Annotated in this window: 24 protein-coding genes; 19 read left to right on the top strand and 5 right to left on the bottom strand. The window is 56.9% G+C overall.

The features are described 5' to 3' along the window. Position 1: 1 nt before the first annotated feature. Entirely contained in the window at positions 2–358 is a 357-nt protein-coding gene (locus tag AC6I8C_RS17525) for a DUF2500 domain-containing protein (RefSeq protein ID WP_013359352.1), read from the top strand. A gap of 24 nt (positions 359–382) precedes the next feature. Here the strand turns inward: AC6I8C_RS17525 and AC6I8C_RS17520 are convergent, their stop codons facing one another. Together AC6I8C_RS17520 and rsmD are read right to left on the bottom strand one after the other, a co-directional pair. Continuing rightward, positions 383–655 (bottom strand): DUF1145 family protein, encoded by a 273-nt coding sequence (locus AC6I8C_RS17520; RefSeq protein WP_003852192.1) that lies wholly within the window; start codon positions 653–655, stop codon positions 383–385. After that, complete coding sequence (rsmD, locus tag AC6I8C_RS17515) at positions 645–1,244, bottom strand: 16S rRNA (guanine(966)-N(2))-methyltransferase (protein ID WP_135907537.1); 600 nt, start codon at positions 1,242–1,244, stop codon at positions 645–647. The genes AC6I8C_RS17520 and rsmD overlap by 11 nt, the downstream gene beginning before the upstream one ends. Before the next feature lie 231 nt (positions 1,245–1,475). Here rsmD and ftsY point away from each other — a divergent pair, with 231 nt between their 5' ends. The 4 genes from ftsY to rpoH all read left to right on the top strand — a co-directional run bounded on the left by ftsY (position 1,476) and on the right by rpoH (position 5,906). Beyond that, on the top strand, positions 1,476–3,155 hold the full coding sequence (gene ftsY, locus AC6I8C_RS17510; RefSeq protein ID WP_497823361.1) for a signal recognition particle-docking protein FtsY: 1,680 nt from the start codon (positions 1,476–1,478) through the stop codon (positions 3,153–3,155). 5 nt (positions 3,156–3,160) lie between these two features. Further along, positions 3,161–3,829 (top strand): cell division ATP-binding protein FtsE, encoded by a 669-nt coding sequence (ftsE, locus tag AC6I8C_RS17505; protein WP_013359348.1) that lies wholly within the window; start codon positions 3,161–3,163, stop codon positions 3,827–3,829. Further along, positions 3,819–4,808 carry a permease-like cell division protein FtsX gene (gene ftsX, locus AC6I8C_RS17500; RefSeq protein ID WP_497823156.1) on the top strand — a complete coding sequence of 330 codons (990 nt, stop codon included), beginning with the start codon at positions 3,819–3,821 and terminating at the stop codon, positions 4,806–4,808. Before ftsE ends, ftsX begins: the two co-directional genes overlap by 11 nt. 240 nt (positions 4,809–5,048) lie before the next feature. Next, on the top strand, positions 5,049–5,906 hold the full coding sequence (gene rpoH, locus AC6I8C_RS17495) for an RNA polymerase sigma factor RpoH (RefSeq protein WP_003852201.1): 858 nt from the start codon (positions 5,049–5,051) through the stop codon (positions 5,904–5,906). Between the two features lie 60 nt (positions 5,907–5,966). Here rpoH and panM read toward each other — a convergent pair whose 3' ends face one another. Then, a complete protein-coding gene (gene panM / locus AC6I8C_RS17490; RefSeq protein WP_497823155.1) occupies positions 5,967–6,362 on the bottom strand; it encodes an aspartate 1-decarboxylase autocleavage activator PanM in 396 nt (131 codons plus the stop codon). Between the two features lie 395 nt (positions 6,363–6,757). Here panM and AC6I8C_RS17485 point away from each other — a divergent pair, with 395 nt between their 5' ends. The 10 genes from AC6I8C_RS17485 (at position 6,758) to ugpQ (ending at position 17,200) form a co-directional block, all read left to right on the top strand. Next, positions 6,758–7,870, top strand: coding sequence for a branched-chain amino acid ABC transporter substrate-binding protein (locus AC6I8C_RS17485; protein ID WP_013359345.1), 1,113 nt, complete (start codon positions 6,758–6,760; stop codon positions 7,868–7,870). A gap of 134 nt (positions 7,871–8,004) precedes the next feature. Next, positions 8,005–8,931, top strand: a complete 927-nt coding sequence (gene livH / locus AC6I8C_RS17480; protein ID WP_497823154.1) for a high-affinity branched-chain amino acid ABC transporter permease LivH — start codon at positions 8,005–8,007, stop codon at positions 8,929–8,931. Continuing rightward, positions 8,928–10,199 carry a high-affinity branched-chain amino acid ABC transporter permease LivM gene (locus AC6I8C_RS17475; protein WP_497823153.1) on the top strand — a complete coding sequence of 424 codons (1,272 nt, stop codon included), beginning with the start codon at positions 8,928–8,930 and terminating at the stop codon, positions 10,197–10,199. The genes livH and AC6I8C_RS17475 overlap by 4 nt, the downstream gene beginning before the upstream one ends. Next, a complete protein-coding gene (gene livG, locus AC6I8C_RS17470) occupies positions 10,196–10,963 on the top strand; it encodes a high-affinity branched-chain amino acid ABC transporter ATP-binding protein LivG (protein ID WP_010253302.1) in 768 nt (255 codons plus the stop codon). The genes AC6I8C_RS17475 and livG overlap by 4 nt, the downstream gene beginning before the upstream one ends. Before the next feature lies 1 nt (position 10,964). After that, positions 10,965–11,678, top strand: coding sequence for a high-affinity branched-chain amino acid ABC transporter ATP-binding protein LivF (livF, locus tag AC6I8C_RS17465; RefSeq protein ID WP_098052142.1), 714 nt, complete (start codon positions 10,965–10,967; stop codon positions 11,676–11,678). A gap of 607 nt (positions 11,679–12,285) precedes the next feature. Next, complete coding sequence (ugpB, locus tag AC6I8C_RS17460) at positions 12,286–13,602, top strand: sn-glycerol-3-phosphate ABC transporter substrate-binding protein UgpB (RefSeq protein ID WP_266307900.1); 1,317 nt, start codon at positions 12,286–12,288, stop codon at positions 13,600–13,602. A 53-nt stretch (positions 13,603–13,655) separates the two neighbouring features. Next, a complete protein-coding gene (gene ugpA, locus AC6I8C_RS17455) occupies positions 13,656–14,543 on the top strand; it encodes a sn-glycerol-3-phosphate ABC transporter permease UgpA (RefSeq protein WP_010253295.1) in 888 nt (295 codons plus the stop codon). Continuing rightward, complete coding sequence (ugpE, locus tag AC6I8C_RS17450) at positions 14,540–15,385, top strand: sn-glycerol-3-phosphate ABC transporter permease UgpE (RefSeq protein ID WP_013359338.1); 846 nt, start codon at positions 14,540–14,542, stop codon at positions 15,383–15,385. The genes ugpA and ugpE overlap by 4 nt, the downstream gene beginning before the upstream one ends. A 1-nt stretch (position 15,386) precedes the next feature. Next, positions 15,387–16,460, top strand: a complete 1,074-nt coding sequence (locus AC6I8C_RS17445; protein WP_497823152.1) for a sn-glycerol-3-phosphate import ATP-binding protein UgpC — start codon at positions 15,387–15,389, stop codon at positions 16,458–16,460. Then, on the top strand, positions 16,457–17,200 hold the full coding sequence (gene ugpQ / locus AC6I8C_RS17440) for a glycerophosphodiester phosphodiesterase (protein WP_497823151.1): 744 nt from the start codon (positions 16,457–16,459) through the stop codon (positions 17,198–17,200). The genes AC6I8C_RS17445 and ugpQ overlap by 4 nt, the downstream gene beginning before the upstream one ends. Here ugpQ and AC6I8C_RS17435 read toward each other — a convergent pair. Further along, a complete protein-coding gene (locus AC6I8C_RS17435) occupies positions 17,197–17,484 on the bottom strand; it encodes a DUF2756 domain-containing protein (protein WP_013359335.1) in 288 nt (95 codons plus the stop codon). The genes ugpQ and AC6I8C_RS17435 overlap by 4 nt on opposite strands. A gap of 208 nt (positions 17,485–17,692) precedes the next feature. Here AC6I8C_RS17435 and ggt point away from each other — a divergent pair, with 208 nt between their 5' ends. Beyond that, complete coding sequence (ggt, locus tag AC6I8C_RS17430) at positions 17,693–19,444, top strand: gamma-glutamyltransferase (protein WP_497823150.1); 1,752 nt, start codon at positions 17,693–17,695, stop codon at positions 19,442–19,444. Positions 19,445–19,760: 316 nt separating this feature from the next. On the opposite strand, the gene AC6I8C_RS17425 is transcribed toward ggt, so the two are convergent. Next, positions 19,761–20,255, bottom strand: a complete 495-nt coding sequence (locus AC6I8C_RS17425; RefSeq protein WP_497823149.1) for a GNAT family N-acetyltransferase — start codon at positions 20,253–20,255, stop codon at positions 19,761–19,763. Positions 20,256–20,602: 347 nt separating this feature from the next. On the opposite strand from AC6I8C_RS17425, the gene AC6I8C_RS17420 reads away from it, so the two are divergent. From AC6I8C_RS17420 to gntK, 3 genes are all read left to right on the top strand, one after another. Beyond that, positions 20,603–21,298 (top strand): pirin family protein, encoded by a 696-nt coding sequence (locus AC6I8C_RS17420; RefSeq protein WP_013359331.1) that lies wholly within the window; start codon positions 20,603–20,605, stop codon positions 21,296–21,298. A 102-nt stretch (positions 21,299–21,400) separates the two neighbouring features. Further along, positions 21,401–22,396, top strand: a complete 996-nt coding sequence (gntR, locus tag AC6I8C_RS17415) for a gluconate operon transcriptional repressor GntR (protein WP_013359330.1) — start codon at positions 21,401–21,403, stop codon at positions 22,394–22,396. A 140-nt stretch (positions 22,397–22,536) separates the two neighbouring features. Then, the gene (gene gntK / locus AC6I8C_RS17410; RefSeq protein WP_033784195.1) at positions 22,537–23,073 is read left to right on the top strand and encodes a gluconokinase; all 537 of its coding nucleotides are present in this window, start codon (positions 22,537–22,539) and stop codon (positions 23,071–23,073) included. Position 23,074: the final 1 nt, after the last annotated feature.

Raw genomic sequence — 23,074 nt, 5'->3', positions numbered from 1 at the left:
TATGAGCAAACCACCGTTAATCTTTATCATCGTTCTGGCGATTATTGCCGTGCTGGCGAGTCGTCAGTTTATTAAGCAACGGCGTGAGGCTGCGGTGAATGATGCCTCCCCCACGCGTGCTCTGCAGGCTGAAGTCAAAACTAAGCGTGAATTCCCTTCACCCAATCGTCGTTCACGGCAGCGTGAAGTCATCGCCGGGGAAGAGATGCGGTATGAGGTGCTGTTTCATCCGCTGAACGGTGACAGCGACATCAAAGTGCAGCTTAAAGAGGGGGAGTATCACCAGCTGGATAAAGGCGCGAGAGGTGAGCTGAAGATGCAGGGCACGCGCTTTATCAGCTTCACGCCCGTGCAGTAAGGCGGGCATTGCGCCCGCCCGACACTACTTTTTGCGTGGGAAGTTTTTCTTCTGCCAGGCGACCAGTTCAAACACGCCAAACAGAAACACTTTCGCCTGAGTGACGCGGTCAATCGGCGGTGCATCTTTGGTCTGCGTCGTGCGCAGTAATACCAGTTGCAGACCATGCATCAGGATCATGAAGATCAGTGCAACGTTGATAAAATAAGTCAGTGGCTTCGGGTAGGGATGGACCAGATTAGCCAGTAAAAATCCCCACACGCATAGCATCAACAGACGCCCCAAATTAAGTAACATCCTGCGTCTCCTGTTGACGTTGATACAAACGATAAGCCACTTGTCCGGCTATTTTCTCGCGATAAAGATCCCACTCTGGCGGCACCGGTGGTGCGCCATTTTCCACTTCACTTTCGACGTAAATCAGCGCCTGATCGGCCAGCCAGTTATTCTGCTCCAGCAGCTGTAGCGTCTGCTCCAGCAATCCCTGACGAAACGGGGGATCGATAAACACCACGTCAAAGGGTGTACCCGCCTGTGCCAGCCAGTTTAGCGCATTGGTCTGAACCACGGTGCCATTCGTGGCGCGCAGCGTCTGCAGATTTTTTGTTAACTGCTGTGCCACCGGACGCTCCAGTTCCAGCAGCGTCGCCGATCCCGCGTAACGCGACAGCGCTTCCAGGCCTAATGCGCCGCTACCGGCAAAGCAATCAAGGCAGCGCGCCTCTGGCAACACCGGGGCCAGCCAGTTAAACAGCGTCTCGCGAACCCGATCGGTGGTCGGGCGCAGCCCGGCACTGTCCGGCACCGGCAATTTGCGTCCGCGCCACTGACCGCCAATGATGCGAATCTGCCCGGCACCGCCTGTACTGCGGGGGTTTTTATTCATCTTGCTCACAACTCGTCATAATTTGTTGCGTAGTTTAACGGGCGAATCGGTGAGAAGAAACGTTAAAAAAGGGTGCTGTGGTGAGCTGGCTGGAAAGTGTTAGACTACTGAGTTGCTGAAGTCATGCATTATTCTGCGGTTTACGCCGGTCTGGCGCTGACCAATTTCATTGATTTACCCCTGGAAACCACGCGCGACCGGGACAAAGCCATCGAGGAGTGTCGTCACACAATGGCAAAAGAGAAAAAACGTGGCTTTTTTTCCTGGCTGGGATTTGGCAAAGAGGAAGAGAAACAACCTGCAGCAGAGGAGCAGACACCAGAGGTCGCTCAGCCCGAACAGGAAGCGCCGGCATTAAGCCAGGCTGAAGCACAAGCGGAAGAGACTGTCGTCATCACCGAAACGGTGGCCGGACAGCAGCGTGAGGCGGAAGTCACTGCGGCAGCGCCGCATGAATCAGCACCCGCGGTGCTGGATGAGGCTGAGCCGATTGAGGCCGACCCTGAAGCGCTACTGGAAGTTGCTGCACCTGAACATGATGCGACGCCGGTTATCGACGCCGACGATGTGGTTAGGCCGATCGCTGATGCGGAACCCGCAGACGCGCCGTTAAGCGAAGAGGAGCTGACGGCACTGGCGCTCGGCGACGCAGAGATCGTTGACATCCCGCACAGCGAAACCGAGGCGCCGTTAAGCGAAGAAGAACTGACGGCGCTGGCGCTGGGCGATGCAGAAATCGTCGAACCCCCGCACAGCGAAGCACCGTTAAACAACGAAGTGCTCACGCGACAGGTGCTGGATGACGCAGCGATCGCTGAAACTCAGGATAGCGAAGCAGATGCGCCGCTGACCGAGGAAGAGCTGACCGCACTCGCACTGGGTGATGCCGACGTCACTGACCAGGAACCGACTGAGTCGTTATCCGATACCGTCAGCGATCTGCCGCTGGCCGCCGCACCGCTCATCGTGCAGGAGCAGGAGCGTCCCAGCAAAGAGGGCTTCTTCTCCCGCCTGAAGCGCAGCCTGGTCAAAACCCGTCAGAACCTCGGTTCCGGTTTTATCAGCCTGTTCCGTGGCAAAAAGATTGATGATGACCTGTTTGATGAGCTGGAAGAGCAGTTGCTGATTGCGGATGTGGGCGTGGATACCACGCGCCGCATCATCACCAACCTGACCCAGCAGGCAAACCGCAAGCAGTTGCGTGACGCGGAAGCGCTCTACGGTCTGCTGAAAGCAGAGATGGCCTCGATTCTGGCGAAAGTGGATGCGCCACTGGACGTTTCAGGCAAAACGCCATTTGTCATCCTGATGGTGGGCGTCAATGGCGTGGGTAAAACCACCACCATCGGTAAGCTGGCGCGCCAGTATCAGGCCGAGGGCAAGTCCGTGATGTTAGCGGCCGGTGATACCTTCCGCGCCGCGGCGGTTGAGCAGCTGCAGGTGTGGGGCCAGCGTAATAACATTCCGGTCATTGCGCAGCATACCGGCGCAGATTCTGCTTCGGTGATCTTCGATGCCATTCAGGCCGCGAAATCTCGCGGCGTTGACGTGCTGATTGCCGATACGGCGGGTCGTCTGCAGAACAAATCGCACCTGATGGAAGAGCTGAAAAAAATCACCCGCGTGATGAAAAAGCTGGATGATTCCGCGCCTCACGAAGTGATGCTGACGCTGGATGCCAGCACCGGACAGAATGCGGTCAGCCAGGCCCGACTGTTTAATGAAGCCGTCGGCCTGACCGGGATTGCGCTCACTAAGCTGGATGGCACCGCCAAAGGCGGCGTGATCTTCTCGGTGGCCGATCAGTTCGGTATCCCGATTCGCTACATCGGCGTCGGTGAAGGCATTGAAGATTTACGGCCGTTTAAGGCGGAAGATTTTATTGAGGCACTGTTTGCCCGAGAGGACTAATTAGGATGATTCGCTTTGAAGAGGTCAGTAAGGCATATCTCGGCGGACGTCAGGCGCTGCAGGGGGTAGATTTCCATCTGCGTCCCGGCGAAATGGCGTTTCTGACCGGCCACTCCGGTGCCGGTAAAAGTACCTTGCTGAAGCTGATTTGTGGCATTGAGCGCCCGAGTGCCGGAAAAATCTGGTTCAGCGGCCATGACATTTCCCGCCTGCGTAACAGTGAGGTGCCTTTCCTGCGTCGTCAGATTGGCATGATCTTCCAGGATCACCACCTGCTGATGGATCGGTCGGTTTATGACAATGTGGCGATCCCGCTGATTATTTCCGGTGCCAGCGGCGAAGATATCCGTCGTCGCGTTTCGGCGGCGCTGGATAAAGTGGGCCTGCTCGACAAAGCGAAAAGTTATCCGATTCAGCTTTCGGGCGGTGAACAGCAGCGTGTGGGCATCGCCCGTGCGGTGGTGAACAAGCCGGCCGTGCTGCTGGCCGATGAACCGACCGGTAACCTGGACGACGCGCTGTCAGAAGACATTCTGCGCCTGTTCGAAGAGTTTAACCGCGTCGGCGTCACCGTCCTGATGGCGACGCATGACAGCGGTCTTATCGCCCGACGCAACTACCGGATGATGACGCTGAATCAGGGACGTCTGCACGGAGGCCACGATGGTCAATAAACGCATTAAACGTCCGGCTGCACCGAAAGCGAAGCAGCCGTCGAAGTCGAAGAGTAAAGCGCTGAAGGGCGGCTGGCAGGAGCAGTGGCGCTATGCGCTGCGCGGCACACTTTCGGACATGTGGCGTCAGCCGCTGGCGACGCTGCTGACGGTGATGGTCATCGCCATTTCTCTGACGCTGCCCAGCGTCTGCTACATGGTGTGGAAAAACGTCAGCCAGGCGGCCACGCAGTGGTACCCGGCGCCGCAGTTGACCGTTTATCTCTCCAAAACGCTGGATGATACGGCGGCAGAAAATGTGGTGGCACAGCTCAAGCAGGCTGAAGGCGTGGATAACGTCAACTACCTGACGCGGGAAGAGGCGCTGAACGAATTCCGTAACTGGTCAGGCTTTGGTGGCGCAATGGATATGCTGGAGCAGAATCCGCTGCCTGCGGTGGCCATCATCACGCCTAAGCTCAACTTCCAGAATTCAGACACCATGCAGAGCCTGCGCGATCGGGTGAGCAAAGTGCAGGGCGTGGATGAAGTGCGAATGGATGACAGCTGGTTTGCGCGGCTGGCGGCGCTGACCGGGCTGGTGGGGCAAATCGCCTCAATGATTGGCGTGCTGATGATTGTAGCAGTCTTCCTGGTGATCGGTAACAGCGTCCGTCTTAGCATCTTTGCCCGGCGCGACACCATTAACGTGCAGAAGCTGATTGGTGCCACTGACGGCTTTATCCTGCGTCCGTTCCTCTACGGCGGAGCGCTGCTGGGCTTCAGTGGGGCAGTGCTGTCGCTGCTGCTGTCGGAAGTGCTGGTGCTGCGTCTGCAGTCAGTCGTCGCCAGTGTGGCAACTGTATTCGGTACCACCTTCTCGCTGGAAGGCTTCTCCTGGGATGAAGCGTTGCTGCTGCTGATGATTGCGGCCATCATCGGTTGGGTGGCTGCCTGGCTGGCGACGGTACAACATTTACGTCGATTTACGCCGCAGTAAACGCCTGCAACATTTTTTTGTTATAATGGTCCTCTGCTACCGATGGTGGGTGCAGAGGATTTTCCCCCTCTTCCCTTCCTGTCATCTGTGTGTAAAATATTCACTGCTATAATTGAACTTGTGGATAACTTTATCACTCTAAGTAGCACAGATTGCTTTCGGATCTCGCGCGACGTTGACGTAATGTATCGTCTGCGCAGGGAAATGTGCGGCAATTCCACTGAATTTGTGAGGGTTTGAATGACCAAAGAAATGCAAACTTTAGCTATTGCTCCTCTTGGCAACCTGGAGTCTTACGTCCGGGCGGCGAATACCTGGCCGATGCTCTCGGCAGAAGAGGAAAAAGCGCTGGCTGAACGGCTGCATTACCAGGGCGATCTGGAAGCAGCTAAGACGCTGATCCTGTCACACCTACGCTTTGTAGTTCATATCGCTCGTAATTACTCCGGCTATGGTCTGCCACAGGCTGACCTGGTCCAGGAAGGTAACATCGGCCTGATGAAAGCGGTGCGTCGCTTCAACCCTGAAGTGGGCGTGCGTCTGGTTTCGTTCGCCGTGCACTGGATTAAAGCGGAGATTCACGAATACGTGCTGCGTAACTGGCGTATCGTGAAAGTCGCGACCACCAAAGCACAGCGTAAGCTGTTCTTTAACCTGCGTAAAACCAAGCAGCGTCTGGGCTGGTTCAATCAGGACGAAGTCGAGATGGTTGCGCGCGAGCTGGGCGTAAGCAGCAAAGACGTGCGCGAAATGGAATCGCGTATGGCCGCGCAGGATATGACCTTTGATATGTCTGCCGACGACGAGAGCAGCGAAGGCCGTTCTATGGCACCGGTGCTGTATCTGCAGGATAAGACCTCTGACTTTGCCGACGGCATCGAAGAGGACAACTGGGATGCGCACGCGGCTGACAAGCTGAGCTATGCGATGGAAGGTCTGGATGAGCGCAGTCAGCACATCATTCGCGCCCGCTGGCTGGACGAAGACAATAAAACCACGCTGCAGGAGCTGGCCGATCAGTACGGCGTATCTGCCGAACGTGTCCGGCAGCTGGAAAAGAACGCCATGAAGAAACTGCGTATGGCGATCGAAGCGTAACGCACTTCAACACCTTAAGGGGCGACAGATGATGTCGCCCTTTTTGTTTTCTGCGTCCGGCTAGTCTGCCGCCCGTATCCAGCCGTCACTCTGCGCCCTGAAGCCACACGCCTGCATAAACGCCGCGCGTACCTGCTGATCGTCACTGCCATCATCGGCAATCCACCAGTCCGCGATTGAACCATTCTGCCTGATCGTCTCCTCCAGCAAATACTGGCCTACCCCGCGTCGCCGGGTGACATCGCGCACCGCCAGCCGGTGAACCTTGCCGTGGATGCCGGAAATTTCCAGCTGCAAACCCGCCAGCAGGCGGTCGTTAAAACGCGCCGCGTAAAGACGATGAGACTCACTCAAACTCTGTTCCAGTTTATCCATCTCCAGATCCGGCCAGACTTTGCCAAGATCGATGCGGTCCTGCGGCGTCAGCGCAGTCAGGCGCTGGATAGTGAGCTTCATAACAAAAACCTCTAAAAAAGGGGAAAGTGTAGCGAAAGTATACAACCAGAGGGCCACCACATTTTCATCAATAAAACAGGTCAAAAGATGGCCTGGATGCCAGGATAACAGGAGTAAACCTGGATGGCGGGCGATCAATCCAGCATAACGCGCTGGCAAAGTGGTCATAAACCGGCCGTTGCATCCAGTGTATTATGCTGTTAAACCCGGTCAATTCTGAATGTGTCAGTTGATTTACAGAAGAAACTTCCTGTTTAATAAACTGAAAAATAAAGCCTTATTACTAATAAATGTCAGAAAAGTACGCTAACTCATTCATCATTAATCAGTTTTCGACTTTATCTGGCAACGCAAGCACTCACAACATACACGACAAAACAAATGGGGTAGTCAGGATGAAAATGAAAGGTCGCGCATTACTGGCGGGATGTGTAGCACTGGCGATGAGCCATGCGGCGCTGGCTGAAGATATCAAAGTGGCCATTGTCGGCGCAATGTCGGGTCCGGTAGCGCAGTACGGCGACATGCAGTTCGCCGGTGCAACGCAGGCGATTGAAGATATCAATGCCAAAGGCGGCGTTAACGGCAACAAGCTGGTGGCGGTGAAATATGACGACGCCTGTGATCCGAAACAGGCGGTTGCGGTCGCGAACAAGGTGATTAACGACGGCATCCGTTACGTCATCGGCCACCTCTGCTCTTCCTCCACCCAGCCGGCGTCTGACATCTATGAAGATGAAGGCGTGCTGATGATCACCCCGGCCGCGACTGCACCTGACCTGACTTCCCGTGGCTATAAACTGATTATGCGCACCACCGGCCTCGACTCCGATCAGGGGCCGACCGCCGCGAAATACGTAATGACCGAGCTGAAACCGCAGCGTATCGCTGTGGTGCATGACAAACAGCAGTATGGCGAAGGCCTGGCGCGCTCCGTGCAGGAGAGCCTGAAAAAGCAGGGCGCCAATATCGTGATGTTTGAAGGGATTACTGCAGGCGATAAAGATTTCTCTACGCTGGTAGCCCGCTTCAAGAAAGAGAACGTCGACTTCGTCTATTTCGGCGGTTACTACCCGGAAATGGGGCAGATCGTGCGTCAGGCGCGCGCTGCGGGTCTGAAAACCCAGTTTATGGGACCAGAAGGCGTGGGTAACGCCTCGCTGTCGAACATCGCCGGTGCAGCCTCTGAAGGCATGCTGGTGACCCTGCCGAAACGCTACGACCAGGTTGAAACCAACAAACCGATTGTGGACGCGCTGAAAGCGAAGAAACTGGATCCGACCGGCCCGTTCGTCTGGACCACCTATGCAGCACTGCAGTCGCTGGCAACCGGCATGGAGCGCAGCAAGAGCGCAGAGCCGGACGCTATCGTGAAAAACCTCAAGGAAGGCGCTGCGGTCCCAACCGTGATGGGCAACCTGAACTGGGATGAGAAGGGCGATCTCAAGGGCTTTGAATTCGGCGTCTTCAAATGGCATGCCGATGGCACCTCGACCGCTGTGAAGTAAACCAGGCTGTTTTGTGGTGAGCGGGAAGCCAGATAACCGGTTTCCCCTGACCAGCGACACGAACGCCTGGTGCTCGTCTGCCAGGCGTTTTTTGTACCCCGATCGCCTGTGATCGGTTAAGTAAGGGTCAAGGTATGTCCGAGCAGTTCCTCTATTTTATTCAGCAGATGTTTAATGGTGTGACCCTGGGAAGCACCTACGCGCTGATCGCCATCGGTTACACCATGGTTTACGGCATTATCGGCATGATTAACTTCGCCCACGGCGAGGTTTACATGATCGGTAGCTATGTCTCCTTTATCGTGATTGCCGCCCTGATGATGATGGGCATCGACACCACCTGGCTGATGATTGCAGCTGGCTTTGTGATGGCAGTCATTATCTCCAGCGCTTACGGCTGGAGCATTGAGTGCGTCGCCTACCGGCCTGTGCGCTCATCCAAGCGCCTGATTGCGCTGATCTCCGCCATCGGGATGTCGATATTCCTGCAAAACTACGTCAGCCTGACCCAGGGTTCACGTGACCTGGCGCTGCCGAGCCTGATCACCGGACAGTGGACGGTAGGCGAGAGCAACGGTTTTGCCGCGACCATCTCTGCCATGCAGATTGTGATCTGGGTGGTGACCTTCCTGGCGATGCTGGCGCTGACCACCTTCATCCGCTATTCCCGCATGGGCCGCGCCTGTCGCGCCTGCGCGGAAGACCTGAAAATGGCCAGCCTGCTGGGGATTAACACCGACCGCGTGATCTCGCTGACCTTTGTGATCGGGGCCGCGATGGCGGCAGTCGCGGGGGTACTGCTGGGCCAGTTCTACGGTTCGATCAACCCCTTCATCGGCTTTATGGCGGGCATGAAAGCCTTCACCGCCGCGGTGCTGGGCGGAATTGGCAGTATTCCGGGCGCAATGATTGGTGGCCTGGTGCTGGGCATCGCTGAAGCGCTGACCTCGGCGTATCTCAGCACGGAATATAAAGATGTGGTTTCGTTTGCCCTGCTGATTGTGGTGCTGCTGGTGATGCCGACCGGGATTCTGGGTCGTCCGGAGGTCGAAAAAGTATGAAGACCTCTTTTATTAACGCCCTGATCTCCTCCCTGATGCTGCTGGTGCTTGCCACCTTCTTTATGGGACTGCGCCTGAATCTGGATGGCACGAATCTGGTAGTGCAGAACGCCGGTAGCGTGCGCTGGAACTGGATCGCCGCAGGCTGTGCGGTGGTCTTTCTGTTTCAGCTGCTGCGTCCGGTCTGGCAACGCGGACTGAAGAAAGTGTCTGGACCGGCGCTGGTGTTGCCCGGTCTGGATGGCTCGACGCCGAAGCAGAAGCTGGTGATGACGGTGCTGATTATCGCCGCGATTGCCTGGCCTTTCCTGGTGTCACGCGGCACCGTCGATATCGCCACCATGACGCTGATCTACGTGATGCTCGGTCTGGGCTTAAACGTGGTGGTCGGTCTTTCTGGCCTGCTGGTACTGGGTTATGGCGGTTTCTACGCCATCGGCGCTTATACCTTTGCGCTGCTGAACCACTATTACGGTCTTGGCTTCTGGCAGTGCCTGCCGCTCTCTGGCATGGTTGCTGCGCTGTTTGGCCTGCTGCTGGGCTTCCCGGTACTGCGACTGCGCGGCGACTATCTGGCGATTGTGACGCTGGGCTTCGGTGAGATCGTACGTATTCTGCTGCTGAACAATACCGCCCTGACCGGCGGGCCAAACGGCATCAGCCAGATCCCGAAACCGACGCTGTTTGGTCTGGAGTTTGGCCGTACGCCGCGTGAGGGCGGCTGGGATACCTTCCACAACTTCTTTGGGCTGAAATACGATCCCAGCGATCGCATCATCTTCCTCTACCTGGTGGCGCTGCTGCTGGTGGTACTGACGCTGTTCGTGATCAACCGGCTGCTGCGGATGCCGCTGGGCCGCGCCTGGGAAGCGCTGCGCGAGGATGAGATTGCCTGCCGTTCACTGGGCCTGAGTCCGACCCGCATCAAGCTGACCGCCTTTACCATTAGTGCCGCGTTTGCGGGCTTTGCCGGCAGTCTGTTTGCCGCGCGTCAGGGATTTGTCAGTCCGGAATCCTTTACCTTTGTCGAGTCCGCCTTTGTGCTGGCGATTGTGGTACTGGGCGGGATGGGCTCGCAGTTTGCGGTGATTCTGGCCGCCATTCTGCTGGTGGTGTCACGCGAGCTGATGCGCGATCTGAATGAATACAGCATGCTGGTGCTGGGTGGCCTGATGGTGCTGATGATGATTTGGCGTCCGCAGGGATTATTACCGATGAAGCGTCCGCATCTGAAGCTCAGAGCCGCTAAAAAAGGAGAGCAGGCATGATTCAGCCTTTATTAGCCGTTGAAGGCCTGATGATGCGCTTCGGCGGTCTGTTAGCCGTGAACAATGTGGCACTGGAGCTGCGTCCGCAGGAGATCGTTTCACTGATTGGCCCCAACGGTGCCGGTAAAACCACCGTGTTCAACTGTCTGACCGGCTTTTACAAGCCCACCGGCGGCACGATCACATTGCGTGAGCAGCATCTGGAAGGATTGCCGGGCCAGAAGATTGCGCGTATGGGCATCGTGCGCACTTTCCAGCACGTCCGCCTGTTCCGTGAGATGACCGTGATTGAGAACCTGCTGGTCGCGCAGCATCAGCACCTGAAAAGCGGCGTATTTTCCGGCCTGCTGAAAACCCCGGCGTTTCGCCGCAGTGAGAGCGAGGCGCTGGATCGTGCGGCGACCTGGCTGGAGCGGGTGGGTCTGCTGGATCTGGCAAACCGTCAGGCGGGCAATCTGGCCTATGGGCAGCAGCGTCGTCTGGAGATTGCGCGTTGCATGGTGACGCGCCCGGAGATCCTGATGCTGGATGAACCGGCGGCGGGTCTTAACCCTAAAGAGACCCACGAGCTGGACGCGCTGATTGCGGAGCTGCGTGGCGAACACAAGGTGTCGGTGCTGCTGATTGAACATGATATGAAGCTGGTGATGGGCATTTCTGACCGTATTTACGTGGTTAATCAAGGAACGCCGCTGGCTAACGGAACGCCGGAGGAGATTCGTAATAATCCGGATGTCATTCGTGCCTATTTAGGAGAGGCCTGAGATGGCAAATGCGATGTTAACCATTGAGAACGTCAGCGCTCACTACGGCAAAATTCAGGCGCTGCACAATGTCAGCCTCTATATCAATCAGGGCGAAATTGTCACCCTGATTGGCGCTAACGGAGCCGGAAAAACCACGCTGCTGGGCACGCTGTGCGGCGAGCCGCGCGCGACCCAGGGCACTATCACCTTTGATGGCAAAGCGATTACCGACTGGCAAACGGCGCGCATTATGCGTGAAGCAATCGCCATCGTGCCAGAGGGAAGGCGGGTGTTTTCGCGCATGACGGTGGAAGAGAACCTGGCGATGGGCGGCTTTTTTGCCAGCCGTCCGGAGTATCTGACGCGGATTAAGCGCGTGTATGAACTCTTTCCACGGCTGGAGGAGCGTAAAATCCAGCGTGCCGGAACGATGTCAGGCGGCGAACAGCAGATGCTGGCGATTGGCCGCGCGCTGATGAGCCAGCCGCGCCTGCTGCTGCTGGATGAGCCGTCGCTGGGACTGGCACCGATCATTATTCAGCAGATCTTCGACACCATTGAGCAACTGCGCAGCGAAGGGATGACGATTTTCCTGGTGGAGCAGAATGCGAATCAGGCGCTGAAGCTGGCGGATCGGGGCTATGTGCTGGAGAACGGGCATGTGGTGCTGGAAGATACCGGTGCAGCTCTCCTCTCCAACGAAGCCGTCCGCAGCGCATACCTCGGCGCTTAACCTTTAGAGGCCTGGCTTACTTGCCATTTCGACACCGGGCAGTGCTCGCATTCCTCACGTACTTCAGTACGCTCCGGATGCTGTGCGCTGGCCGGTGCCGAACTGCCTGCGACGCCGACGGCCTTGAGTGTTGGTGTGGTAGTGTCGATGGCCTTTAAATTTGCGCAAAAGCACGGACAAGCGCGGCTATTGCCCGAGGCCGTTGCAGATTATGGTAATAAATCCGACGTAGTAATGATGTATAGCCGCTCAGACTGCTGACAAACCCAAATCAGTGTGAATCTGGCCGCAACAAATAAACTCAACGCGCAGGGAACACGGTCAGAAGAGGAAAGCGTCCCGCGCCATGGACGGCGCGGGCCGAGCGTGTCATGGATGACGGATTTTGCGTCTTTCCGATCTGACCGTGTTCCTTGTGCATGCTCAGTCTTACAGCAACCTGGCCAGATTTTGTCAACAAAGTAGTTAGCTGCTCCGCCTTTCCTCCCTTTCGCCTGTCATCCGGCTGTCATCGGGTTGTTATTAATCCGTCATTTCCCCGTGTCATGTTACTTCGCGAACCAGAAATCCGTGATTTCACGCGTATTTACCTGCACAGGAAAATTCTATGTCCGTCGTTACCTTTCGTCGTAGCCTGATGAGCGTGCTGCTCGGTCTGACGCTCAGCAGCCATGCCATGGCCGCCACTGAGATCCCCTTCTGGCACTCCATGGAAGGCGAGTTAGGCAAAGAAGTGGATTCGCTGGCACAGCGTTTTAACGAGACGCATCCCGATTACAAAATTGTTCCGACCTACAAAGGTAACTACGAGCAGAGCCTGGCGGCAGGGATTGCGGCCGTGCGCAGCGGTAAAGCGCCTGCGGTGCTACAGGTCTATGAAGTCGGCACGGCGACCATGATGGCCTCTAAGGCGATTGTGCCGGTACATCAGGTCTTCAAAGATGCCGGCATCCCCTTTGATGAAAAACAGTTCGTACCCACGGTGGCGGGCTACTACAGCGACAGCAAAGGTCAGCTGATCTCTCAGCCGTTCAACAGCTCGACGCCGGTGCTCTACTACAACAAGGACGCCTTCAAAAAAGCGGGTCTGAACCCGGACCAGCCACCGAAAACCTGGCAGGAGCTGGCGACCGATGCCGCGGCACTGCGCAAAGCAGGCCTGAGCTGTGGTTACGCCAGCGGCTGGCAGGGCTGGATCCAGATCGAAAACTTCAGCGCCTGGCATGCATTGCCGGTGGCGACAGAGAACAACGGATTTGACGGCCTCGACGCGGTGCTGGAGTTCAACAAGCCGGTGCAGGTTCGTCATATCGACCTGTTGGAAGCGATGAATAAGAAAGGGGATTTTACCTACTTTGGCCGTAAAGATGAGTCCACCGCCAAGTTCTACAACGGCGACTGCGGTATCACCACCGCTTCATCCGGTTCGCTGGCCGATATCCGTCATTACGCTAAATTCAACTTCGGCGTCGGCATGATGCCGTATGACGACACCGTACCGAATGCGCCGCAGAACGCCCTGATTGGTGGTGCGAGCCTGTGGGTGATGAAAGGCAAAGATGCGGCAACGTATAAAGGCGTGGCTGAGTTTATGCAGTTCCTGGCGAAACCGGAAATCGCGGCGGAATGGCACCAGAAAACCGGCTACCTGCCGATTACCACCGCCGCCTATGAGCTGACGAAACAGCAGGGCTTCTACGACAAAAATCCGGGTGCAGATATCGCGACCCGCCAGATGATGAACAAGCCGCCACTGCCGTTCACCAAAGGGATGCGTCTGGGCAACATGCCGCAGATCCGCACCGTGATCGACGAGGAGCTGGAAAGCGTCTGGACCGGTAAACAGTCACCGCAAAGCGCGCTGGATAACGCAGTGAAACGCGGCAACGAACTGCTGCGCCGCTTCCAGCAGCAAATGAAGTAATCTCTCCCCTGGCCAGCCCAGGCTGGCCCCTCTTTTCTGACGTCAGGTACGCCATGTCTTCATCCCGTCCGGTCTTTCGCACCAGCCTGTTGCCTTATCTTCTGGTGCTGCCGCAACTGCTGATTACCGCCATCTTCTTTCTCTGGCCTGCCGGTGAAGCACTGTGGTATTCGCTGCAAAGTCTCGATCCCTTTGGCATCTCCAGCAGCTTTGTCGGGCTGGAAAACTTCAGACGCCTGTTTGCCGATCCCTACTATCTGGATTCGTTCTGGACCACGATAAAATTCAGCGGCATGGTCACGGTGTTCGGCATGGTGTTTTCGCTGCTGCTGGCGGCGCTGGTGGATTATGTGGTACGACTGCGCCGCCTCTATCAGACCCTGCTGCTGCTGCCCTACGCCGTTGCCCCGGTGGTGGCCGCGGTGCTCTGGATGTTTCTGTTTAACCCCGGTCTGGGCCTGTTCAGCTATCTGCTGAACCACATCGGCTACAACTGGAACTATGCGCAGAACAGCGGTCAGGCGATGTTCCTGATTGTGCTGGCGTCGATCTGGCAGCAGATGAGCTACAACTTCCTGTTCTTCTTCGCCGCACTGCAATCAATCCCGAAATCGCTGGTGGAAGCCGCCGCCATCGACGGTGCCGGGCCGGTGCGTCGCTTCTTCAACCTTTCTCTGCCGCTGATTACGCCGGTCAGCTTCTTCCTGCTGGTGGTGAACCTGATCTACGCCTTCTTCGATACCTTCCCGGTGATCGATGCCGCAACCGGCGGCGGACCGGTGCAGGCGACCACCACGCTGATCTACAAAATCTATCGCGAAGGCTTCACCGGTCTGGATCTCTCCTCATCCGCGGCGCAGTCGGTGGTGCTGATGCTGCTGGTCATCGGGCTGACGGTGCTCCAGTTCCGCTTTGTTGAACGTAAGGTGCAATACCAATGATTGAGAATCGACGCGGACTGGATCTCTTCAGCCACATCGTACTGGTGCTGGGCGTGCTCACTATCCTGTTTCCGCTCTATGTCGCTTTTGTGGCGGCGACGCTGGATAACGAGGCGGTCTATCAGGTGCCGATGACGCTGGTGCCCGGTACGCACCTGTGGGAGAACATCTCGCGCATCTGGACGCACGGCGTTAACGGCAGCGGACCGGCGTTTGGCCTGATGCTGCTCAACAGCATGATCATGGCGCTGGGCATCACCTTCGGCAAAATCACCGTGTCGATGTTGTCGGCATTTGCGCTGGTCTGGTTTCGCTTTCCGCTGCGCACGCTCTTTTTCTGGCTGATCTTCATCACGCTGATGCTGCCGGTTGAGGTACGTATCTTCCCCACGGTACAGGTGATTGCCGACCTTAATCTGCTCGACAGCTACAGTGGCTTAACCCTGCCGCTGATGGCCTCAGCGACCGCCACTTTTCTGTTTCGTCAGTTCTTTATGTCACTGCCGGATGAGCTGGTGGAAGCAGCGCGCATCGACGGTGCCAGCGCGATGCGCTTCTTTATCGACATTGTTCTGCCGCTGTCGAAAACCAATCTTGCGGCGCTGTTCGTGATCACCTTTATCTATGGCTGGAACCAGTATCTCTGGCCGCTGCTGATCATCAATGACGCCAGCCTCGGCACGGCGGTGGCAGGGATCAAAAGCATGATCTCATCCAGCGGATCGCCAACCCAGTGGAACGAAGTGATGGCGGCAATGTTATTAACCCTGATCCCACCGCTGGCGGTGGTGTTAGTCATGCAGCGTGCCTTTGTGCGCGGTCTGGTTGAGAGTGAGAAATAAGATGGCAGGCGTAACCCTTCAGGCAGTAACCAAGTCCTACGATGGCAAAAATCAGATCATTCAGCCGCTGAACGTCACCATCAATGACGGCGAGTTTATGGTGATGGTCGGGCCATCCGGCTGCGGTAAATCGACCCTGCTGCGCATGGTGGCCGGACTGGAGCGCGTTACCTCCGGCGATATCTATATCGACAACCGGCGTGTCACTCAGGAAGAGCCGAAAGATCGCGGCATTGCGATGGTGTTCCAGAACTACGCGCTCTATCCCCATATGTCGGTGGAGGAGAATATGGCCTATGGCCTGAAAATCCGTGGGATGGGCAAAGAGCAGATCCGCCAGCGGGTGCTCGACGCGGCGCGCAGTCTGGAGCTGGATCACCTGCTGATGCGCCGGCCTCGCGAGCTTTCGGGCGGACAGCGCCAGCGCGTGGCGATGGGGCGCGCCATCGTGCGTGAACCGGCGGTGTTTCTGTTCGATGAGCCGCTGTCGAATCTCGATGCCCGCCTGCGGGTGCAGATGCGGCTGGAGCTGCAGCAGCTGCATCGCCGCTTGCAGACCACCAGCCTCTATGTGACGCACGATCAGGTTGAGGCGATGACGCTGGCGCAGCGGGTGATGGTGATGAATAAAGGCGTGGTCGAGCAGATCGGCACCCCAGTTGACGTCTATGAACGTCCCGCCAGCCAGTTTGTCGCCTCGTTTATCGGCGCGCCCGCGATGAACCTGCTGCAAGGGCAGATCAGCAGCGATGGTTCGCGCTTTAATCTCGATGCCTCGCATGCACTGCCGCTCAGTGACAGTAAACCGAAATGGGCTAACCAGCCGGTGGTGCTGGGTATCCGGCCAGAGCATATCCGGCAAAGCAGCCGTGAGCAGGGCGGCGTACCGCTACGCGTCGATACGCTGGAGATGCTGGGCGCCGATAATCTGGCACACGGTCGCATCGGGGACACGCCACTGGTGGTACGCTTAGCCCACAGCGAACGGCCGCAGCCAGGCAGTACGCTGTGGCTGCATCTGCCGTCAGATGCGTTACACTTCTTCGATTCAACCCATGGAAAGCGTCTGGAATGAGCACACAACACTGGCCTTATCCCCGTATCGTTGCCCATCGCGGCGGCGGTAAAATGGCACCGGAAAACACCCTGGCGGCAATTGATGTCGGCGCAAAGTATGGTCATCAGATGATTGAGTTTGATGCCAAGTTATCAATGGATGCGCAGATCTTCCTGCTGCATGACGACACGCTGGATCGCACCAGCAACGGCTGGGGCGTGGCGGGTCAGCTGCCGTGGGAGAAGCTGTCGCAGCTCGATGCGGGCAGCTGGTTTGGTAACGCGTTTACCGGCGAAAAGCTGGCACGACTGGATGAGGTGGCGGCACGCTGTCGTCAGCATCAGATGATGGCGAACATCGAAATCAAGCCGACCACCGGCAGCGACGCTGAAACCGGACGCGCCGTGGCGCAGGCTGCCGCGATCCTGTGGCAGGATCAGACCGCACCGCTGCTCTCGTCGTTCTCTTTTGAGGCGCTGGAAGCCGCGATGCAGGCCGAGCCGCAGTTGCCGCGTGGCCTGCTGTCGCACAGCTGGGATCCCGAGTGGCAGGAAAAAACGACCGCGCTGGCGTGCGTGTCGATCCATCTTAATCACAAGGTGCTGACCGCTGAGCGGGTCGCCGAACTGAAAGCAGGCGGACTGAAGATTCTGGTGTATACCGTGAACAGCCCGGACCGGGCGCGGGAATTGCTGAAGTGGGGCGTCGATGCCATCTGTACTGACAGCATCGACATCATTGGCCCCGATTTTCATTAGTTCTGATTCGGATTCTGGTTCTGCTGGCCCGGCTGCGTGGTAATCACCCGCTGCTGGGCGCTGTTGCGCTGCTCCTGCATTTTACGCTGCATGTCCTGCGTCTGACGCTGCTGATCCTGGCGCAGCTTCAGCTGTTGCTGCTGTTGCTGGCTCTGCATCTGCGACTGCATCCGCTGCTGACTCGGGTTATAACCCGGTTTATTCGGATCGTTGGTGCTGTTCAGCGTGTTCGCCTGACTGGCGAAAGGCAGCAGGGCGGCTAAAACAATCATCCACTTTTTCATCTTTCCTCCTTCCTTTATCGCGACAGGTTTTTTGGGTGCACAACGGCGCACACCGATATCAGGGTCGCACCCATAAGTTTACGCGATATCACAGACCTTACTTTCAGATGTATTCCTGATTTGACTTAACCCCGGTTATTTTGCTGTATTTGTAGGCACTTGCAGAAATGATAAAAAAATGTAAATAACAACATGGGATGGTGGCAGGATGAAAATGCAGCAGACAGTGCGTCAGCTTAGCTGGTCGCTGGTGATGAGTTTTACCGTGGTGGCAGGCGCGAACGCCGCGCCTGTTCAGGCTCCGCCGGTCTCCTACGGTGTGGACAGTGATACTTTTCACCCGGTAAAAGCGCAGCACGGCATGGTGGCGTCGGTGGATGCGCTGGCAACCCAGGTGGGCGTGGAAATTCTGCGTCAGGGCGGAAATGCGGTGGATGCCGCGGTCGCCGTGGGCTTTGCGCTGGCCGTGACCCATCCGCAGGCGGGCAACCTGGGCGGCGGCGGCTTTATGCTGCTGCGCACCGCGTCTGGTCGCGCTACCGCCATTGATTTCCGTGAAATGGCACCGGGCCACGCGTCGCGCGATATGTTCCTGGATAAGCAGGGCAACGCCGACAGTAAGCTGTCGCTGACCTCACATCTCGCCTCCGGCACGCCGGGCACCGTCGCCGGACTGGCGCTGGCGGCGCAGAAATATGGCACCCTGCCGCTGAGCACTCTGCTGGCACCGGCGATTAAACTGGCGCGTGACGGTATTCCGGTCAACGATGCGCTGGCGGATGACCTGAAGACCTACGGCAAAGAGGTGCTGATCACCCATCCCAACAGCAAAGCGATCTTCTACAAAGCGGACGGCACGCCGTGGCAGAAGGGCGATCGGCTGGTGCAGAAAAACCTGGCTCACAGTCTGCAACTGATTGCCCGCCAGGGGCCGGATGCCTTTTACAAAGGTGAAATCGCGGATGAGATCGCCGGCGAGATGGCGCAGCATGGCGGGCTGATCAGCAAAGCTGACCTGGCGGCTTATCGCGCGGTCGAGCGAACGCCCATCAGTGGCACCTACCGCGGTTATGAAGTCTTCTCAATGCCACCGCCCTCATCCGGTGGTATCCACATCGTGCAGATCCTCAATATCCTGGAGAACTTCGATCTGGCGAAGATGGGCTTTGGCAGCGCTGACGCCATGCAGGTGATGGCGGAAGCGGAAAAATATGCCTACGCGGACCGCTCGGAATATCTCGGCGATCCTGATTTCGTGAAGGTGCCGTGGCAGGCGCTGACCAGTAAAGCCTATGCTAAAACGCTGGCGCAGCAGATCGACGTGGCGAAGGCGCGACCTTCCAGTGAGATTAAACCGGGCAAGCTCGAACCTTACGAAAGCAACCAGACCACCCATTTCTCGGTGGTGGATAAGCAGGGCAATGCCGTTGCGGTGACCTACACGCTGAACACCTATTTCGGCAGCGGAATTGTGGCGGGCAAGAGTGGCATCCTGATGAATAATGAGATGGATGACTTCTCCGCCAAGCCGGGCACACCCAATGTCTACGGGCTGGTGGGCGGGGAAGCGAATGCGGTGCAGCCGGCGAAACGTCCGTTGTCTTCGATGTCGCCAACCATCGTCGCTAAAGGGGGCAAAACCTGGCTGGTCACCGGCAGTCCGGGCGGCAGCCGCATTATCACCACGGTGTTGCAGATGGTGGTGAATAGCATCGATTTCGGGATGAACGTGGCGGAAGCCACCAACGCGCCGCGCTTCCACCATCAGTGGCTGCCGGATCAGTTGCGGGTGGAGAAGGGCTTCAGTCCCGATACGTTGCGTCTGCTGGAAGCTAAAGGCCAGCATGTGAAAGTGCTGCCGTCGATGGGCAGTACGCAGAGCATCATGATTGGGCCGGATGGCATGCTGTATGGTGCTTCGGATCCGCGCAGCATTGATGATTTGAGTGCGGGTTACTGATACAAACCTGACCCAGGTGAATCTGACAGCAATAAATAAGCTTAACGCGCAGGGAACGGGGTGAGAAGAGGAAAGCGTCCCGCGCCTGGGACAAAAACGCCGGGAGCGTTTTTGAACAACGCAACGCGTTGGCCCGGATACGGGCGCACCTCATGGATGAGGTGCGTAATCGCGCGGGCCGAGCGTGTCATGGATGACGGCTTTTGCGTCTTTCCGATCTGACCCCGTTTCCTGTGCAGGCGATGACTGACAGCGAACCGTGCCAGGGTTTTCAGCATAAAGGGCACCAGCAGGTGACCTTTTTCATCATCACAGGTCAGGCTTTAACCCGCGCCATATAATGCGCGTCGATGAGTTCACCGTGCCGTATGGCAAAACCTCTGGCCGTTCCCTCAATCTCGAAGCCGAAACGCTGATACAGGGCGATAGCCGGCCCATTATCCACGAACACCGTCAGCTCCATCCGGCTCACCTGTAGCCAGTTGTCGCACAACGAGACCATTTCACGCATGAGTGCAGTGCCGACGCCTCGCTGCCGGTAACGCGCATCCACGCCCATCCCTAACGAGGCAACGTGACGGCGTCTGGGGCGCGCTACTGCGTCCAGCGCGCACTGGCCAACAACCTCTTCGTCGATGCAGGCCACCAGCAGATGTGAATGAGGCTGTGGCGTAGCAAGGCGGGTCTGCCACATCTGTAGCGATGAGTGAGGCAGATGTAGCGTGCTGGCCTGGGTATCTGGCTGACTGTAGATCCTGTGCAGCGCAGCAGCATCTTCTGGCATGACGTGGCGGACAACTATTTCACTCATGATCGCTCCTTTAGCCCATAAAAACCTTTTAAACATCAAGGTATTCAGATCATTAATCAAGCTAAAAAAGTGAAAATGACTTTACAGACGCGAATGATAATGATTATTATTGTCATGCATTCCGGGGCAGTCGCCCGACAGCGCCGGAAAGCACGACATTGCTCACATTGCTTCCAGTATTATTTCGCCAGCTTAGATGCTGGCTTTTTTTTGCCTGCTCTCCTTCAATGCTTTTCAGCCACTCCTGCACGATCATTCAATGAATTTGAACAGAGGAGTGAAGTTTTTCAGCTATCAATCAAACCGCCTCAGGGACACACTATAAAAAACATTGAGGAGATTTGAACATGATCTATGTACGCAAAGCTGAAGAACGCGGTCACGCAAACCATGGCTGGCTGGATAGCTGGCACACCTTCTCTTTCGCCAGCTATCACGATGCGAACTTCATGGGTTTCTCCGCGCTGCGGGTCATCAATGAGGATGTCATCGATGGCGGTCAGGGATTTGGCACCCATCCGCATAAAGATATGGAAATTCTGACCTACGTGCTGTCCGGTACGGTTGAGCATCAGGACAGCATGGGCAACAAAGAGCAGATCCCGGCTGGTGAGTTCCAGATCATGAGCGCCGGCACCGGCGTGCGTCACTCTGAGTACAACGCCAGCGAAAGCGAGCCGCTGCACCTTTATCAGATCTGGATCATTCCTGAGCGTACCGGCATTGAGCCACGCTACGATCAGCGCCGCTTCCCGGATGTGCAGGGACGCCAGCTGGTGTTAAGCCCGGATGCCCGTGAAGGGTCGCTGAAAGTTTATCAGGACATGACCTTATCGCGCTGGGTACTGGCTGCCGGTGAGCAGGATAACGTCGCGATTGATGCGGGACGTCGTATCTGGATTCAGGTTGTGAAAGGTGATGTCACCGTTAACGGCAACGCGGTCACCACCAGCGACGCCCTGGCGATCTGGGACGAAAGCGCGCTGACGATTGAAGCCAGCTCGGCGGCCGAAGTCCTGCTGTTTGATCTGCCACCGGTCTAAGCAGATAACGGGCGCGCCTCGTCGCGCCCGGTTAGGAATTTTGTGACAGAAAAGTGATAGACTCATCGTACTTTAGCTTTCAGGGCGATCCCAGGCGCTACGATGAAGAAGAAAAGACCGGTATTACAGGACGTTGCCGATCGCGTCGGCATTACAAAAATGACCGTCAGCCGTTACCTGCGTAATCCTGAGCAGGTCTCTGTTGCCCTGCGGGATAAGATTGCAGTGGCACTGGATGAGCTGGGTTATATCCCCAATCGCGCCCCCGATATGCTTTCTAACGCTACCAGCCGTGCCATCGGCGTGCTGCTGCCGTCACTCACCAACCAGGTTTTTGCCGACGTCCTGCGCGGCATTGAAGCCGTCACTGACGAAGCCAACTATCAGACGCTGGTTGCCCACTTTGGTTACAACCCGCAAAAAGAGGAGCTGCAACTGCGCTCGCTGCTGGGCTGGAACATCGATGGCGTTATCCTCACCGAACGCACCCATACGCCAGGCACGCTGCGTATGCTGGAAGTGGCCGGTATTCCGGTGATTGAGGTGATGGACAGCGTTACACCCTGCCTGGACATGGCGGTCGGCTTTGATAACGTCGAAGCGGCCCGGCAGATGACACAGGCGATCCTCAGCAAAGGCCATCGTCACACCGTCTATCTTGGCGCACGCCTTGATGAACGCACGCTGCAAAAGCAGCGCGGTTATGAAATCGCCATGCGCGAAGCGGGTCTGACGCCGCACAGCGTGATGATGGAGGATGCCTCATCATTCAGCGCCGGTGGCGATCTGCTGCGTGAAGCACAACGTCTCTATCCTGAAACGGATAGCCTGTTCTGTACCAATGATGACCTGGCGGTCGGCGCGATGTTTGAGTGTCAGCGCCAGGGATTGCAGGTACCCACTCAGATGGCGATAGCGGGTTTTCACGGCCATGATATCAGTCAGGTCGTCACACCACAGCTGGCGACAGTACTGACGCCGCGCGACCGCATGGGTCGTGAAGCGGCGGCGATGTTGCTGGCGCGCATTGCCGGTGAGAGCAGCGATGATCCGCTGCGGGATATCGGTTTTGAGATCAGTGAAGGTGGCAGCATCTGATTGTGATGTTTTTATGAGTCAGCTCACACTTTCATGCTTTTCCTGGTAAAAAGGTTGCCAGGCTGTTAACCGGCCAGGAGAATGAGAAACGACATTGTTATCGGTAACATTGGCAAATTCTCACCTGCCGGAGCAGAAAAATGACAACGCAATCCCCGTCGCATCACGTTTTTATCCTGATGGGCGTTTCAGGCAGCGGAAAGTCTGCTGTCGCCAACCAGGTCTCTCACCAGCTGAATACCGCTTTTCTTGACGGTGATTTTCTCCACCCGCGCGCCAACATCCTTAAGATGGCCGATGGTCATCCGCTGGATGACAGCGATCGCCAGCCGTGGTTACAGGCGCTGAATGATGCCGCGTTTGCCATGCAGCGTACCCAGGCGATCTCCATCATTGTCTGCTCAGCCCTGAAAAAAAGTTATCGCGACATTCTGCGTCAGGGCAACGATAACCTGCGTTTCGTCTACCTGAAAGGCGATTTCGATACCATCGAAGCCCGCCTGAAGGCGCGTAAAGGCCACTTCTTCAAGCCGCAGATGCTGGTCACCCAGTTTGCCACACTGGAAGAGCCGGGCAGTGATGAGCCGGATGTCCTGGTCGTGGATATCGCGCATTCACTGGACGAGGTGGTGGCGGCTACGGTTGCGACTATCCAGGACGCTATCAGCCAGGATTAGA

This window comes from Pantoea sp. X-Soil-YNGN-844, assembly GCF_059730595.1.
The sequence above is the reverse complement of the archived record's forward strand: the minus strand, read 5'-3'. Positions and strand labels throughout refer to the sequence as shown.

Coding starts and splice junctions, on each gene's coding strand:
- AC6I8C_RS17525 (WP_013359352.1), top strand. CDS start 2: ATGAGCAAACCACCGTTAATCTTTATCATCGTTCTGGCGATTATTGCC.
- AC6I8C_RS17520 (WP_003852192.1), bottom strand. CDS start 655: ATGTTACTTAATTTGGGGCGTCTGTTGATGCTATGCGTGTGGGGATTT.
- rsmD (WP_135907537.1), bottom strand. CDS start 1,244: ATGAATAAAAACCCCCGCAGTACAGGCGGTGCCGGGCAGATTCGCATC.
- ftsY (WP_497823361.1), top strand. CDS start 1,476: ATGGCAAAAGAGAAAAAACGTGGCTTTTTTTCCTGGCTGGGATTTGGC.
- ftsE (WP_013359348.1), top strand. CDS start 3,161: ATGATTCGCTTTGAAGAGGTCAGTAAGGCATATCTCGGCGGACGTCAG.
- ftsX (WP_497823156.1), top strand. CDS start 3,819: ATGGTCAATAAACGCATTAAACGTCCGGCTGCACCGAAAGCGAAGCAG.
- rpoH (WP_003852201.1), top strand. CDS start 5,049: ATGACCAAAGAAATGCAAACTTTAGCTATTGCTCCTCTTGGCAACCTG.
- panM (WP_497823155.1), bottom strand. CDS start 6,362: ATGAAGCTCACTATCCAGCGCCTGACTGCGCTGACGCCGCAGGACCGC.
- AC6I8C_RS17485 (WP_013359345.1), top strand. CDS start 6,758: ATGAAAATGAAAGGTCGCGCATTACTGGCGGGATGTGTAGCACTGGCG.
- livH (WP_497823154.1), top strand. CDS start 8,005: ATGTCCGAGCAGTTCCTCTATTTTATTCAGCAGATGTTTAATGGTGTG.
- AC6I8C_RS17475 (WP_497823153.1), top strand. CDS start 8,928: ATGAAGACCTCTTTTATTAACGCCCTGATCTCCTCCCTGATGCTGCTG.
- livG (WP_010253302.1), top strand. CDS start 10,196: ATGATTCAGCCTTTATTAGCCGTTGAAGGCCTGATGATGCGCTTCGGC.
- livF (WP_098052142.1), top strand. CDS start 10,965: ATGGCAAATGCGATGTTAACCATTGAGAACGTCAGCGCTCACTACGGC.
- ugpB (WP_266307900.1), top strand. CDS start 12,286: ATGTCCGTCGTTACCTTTCGTCGTAGCCTGATGAGCGTGCTGCTCGGT.
- ugpA (WP_010253295.1), top strand. CDS start 13,656: ATGTCTTCATCCCGTCCGGTCTTTCGCACCAGCCTGTTGCCTTATCTT.
- ugpE (WP_013359338.1), top strand. CDS start 14,540: ATGATTGAGAATCGACGCGGACTGGATCTCTTCAGCCACATCGTACTG.
- AC6I8C_RS17445 (WP_497823152.1), top strand. CDS start 15,387: ATGGCAGGCGTAACCCTTCAGGCAGTAACCAAGTCCTACGATGGCAAA.
- ugpQ (WP_497823151.1), top strand. CDS start 16,457: ATGAGCACACAACACTGGCCTTATCCCCGTATCGTTGCCCATCGCGGC.
- AC6I8C_RS17435 (WP_013359335.1), bottom strand. CDS start 17,484: ATGAAAAAGTGGATGATTGTTTTAGCCGCCCTGCTGCCTTTCGCCAGT.
- ggt (WP_497823150.1), top strand. CDS start 17,693: ATGAAAATGCAGCAGACAGTGCGTCAGCTTAGCTGGTCGCTGGTGATG.
- AC6I8C_RS17425 (WP_497823149.1), bottom strand. CDS start 20,255: ATGAGTGAAATAGTTGTCCGCCACGTCATGCCAGAAGATGCTGCTGCG.
- AC6I8C_RS17420 (WP_013359331.1), top strand. CDS start 20,603: ATGATCTATGTACGCAAAGCTGAAGAACGCGGTCACGCAAACCATGGC.
- gntR (WP_013359330.1), top strand. CDS start 21,401: ATGAAGAAGAAAAGACCGGTATTACAGGACGTTGCCGATCGCGTCGGC.
- gntK (WP_033784195.1), top strand. CDS start 22,537: ATGACAACGCAATCCCCGTCGCATCACGTTTTTATCCTGATGGGCGTT.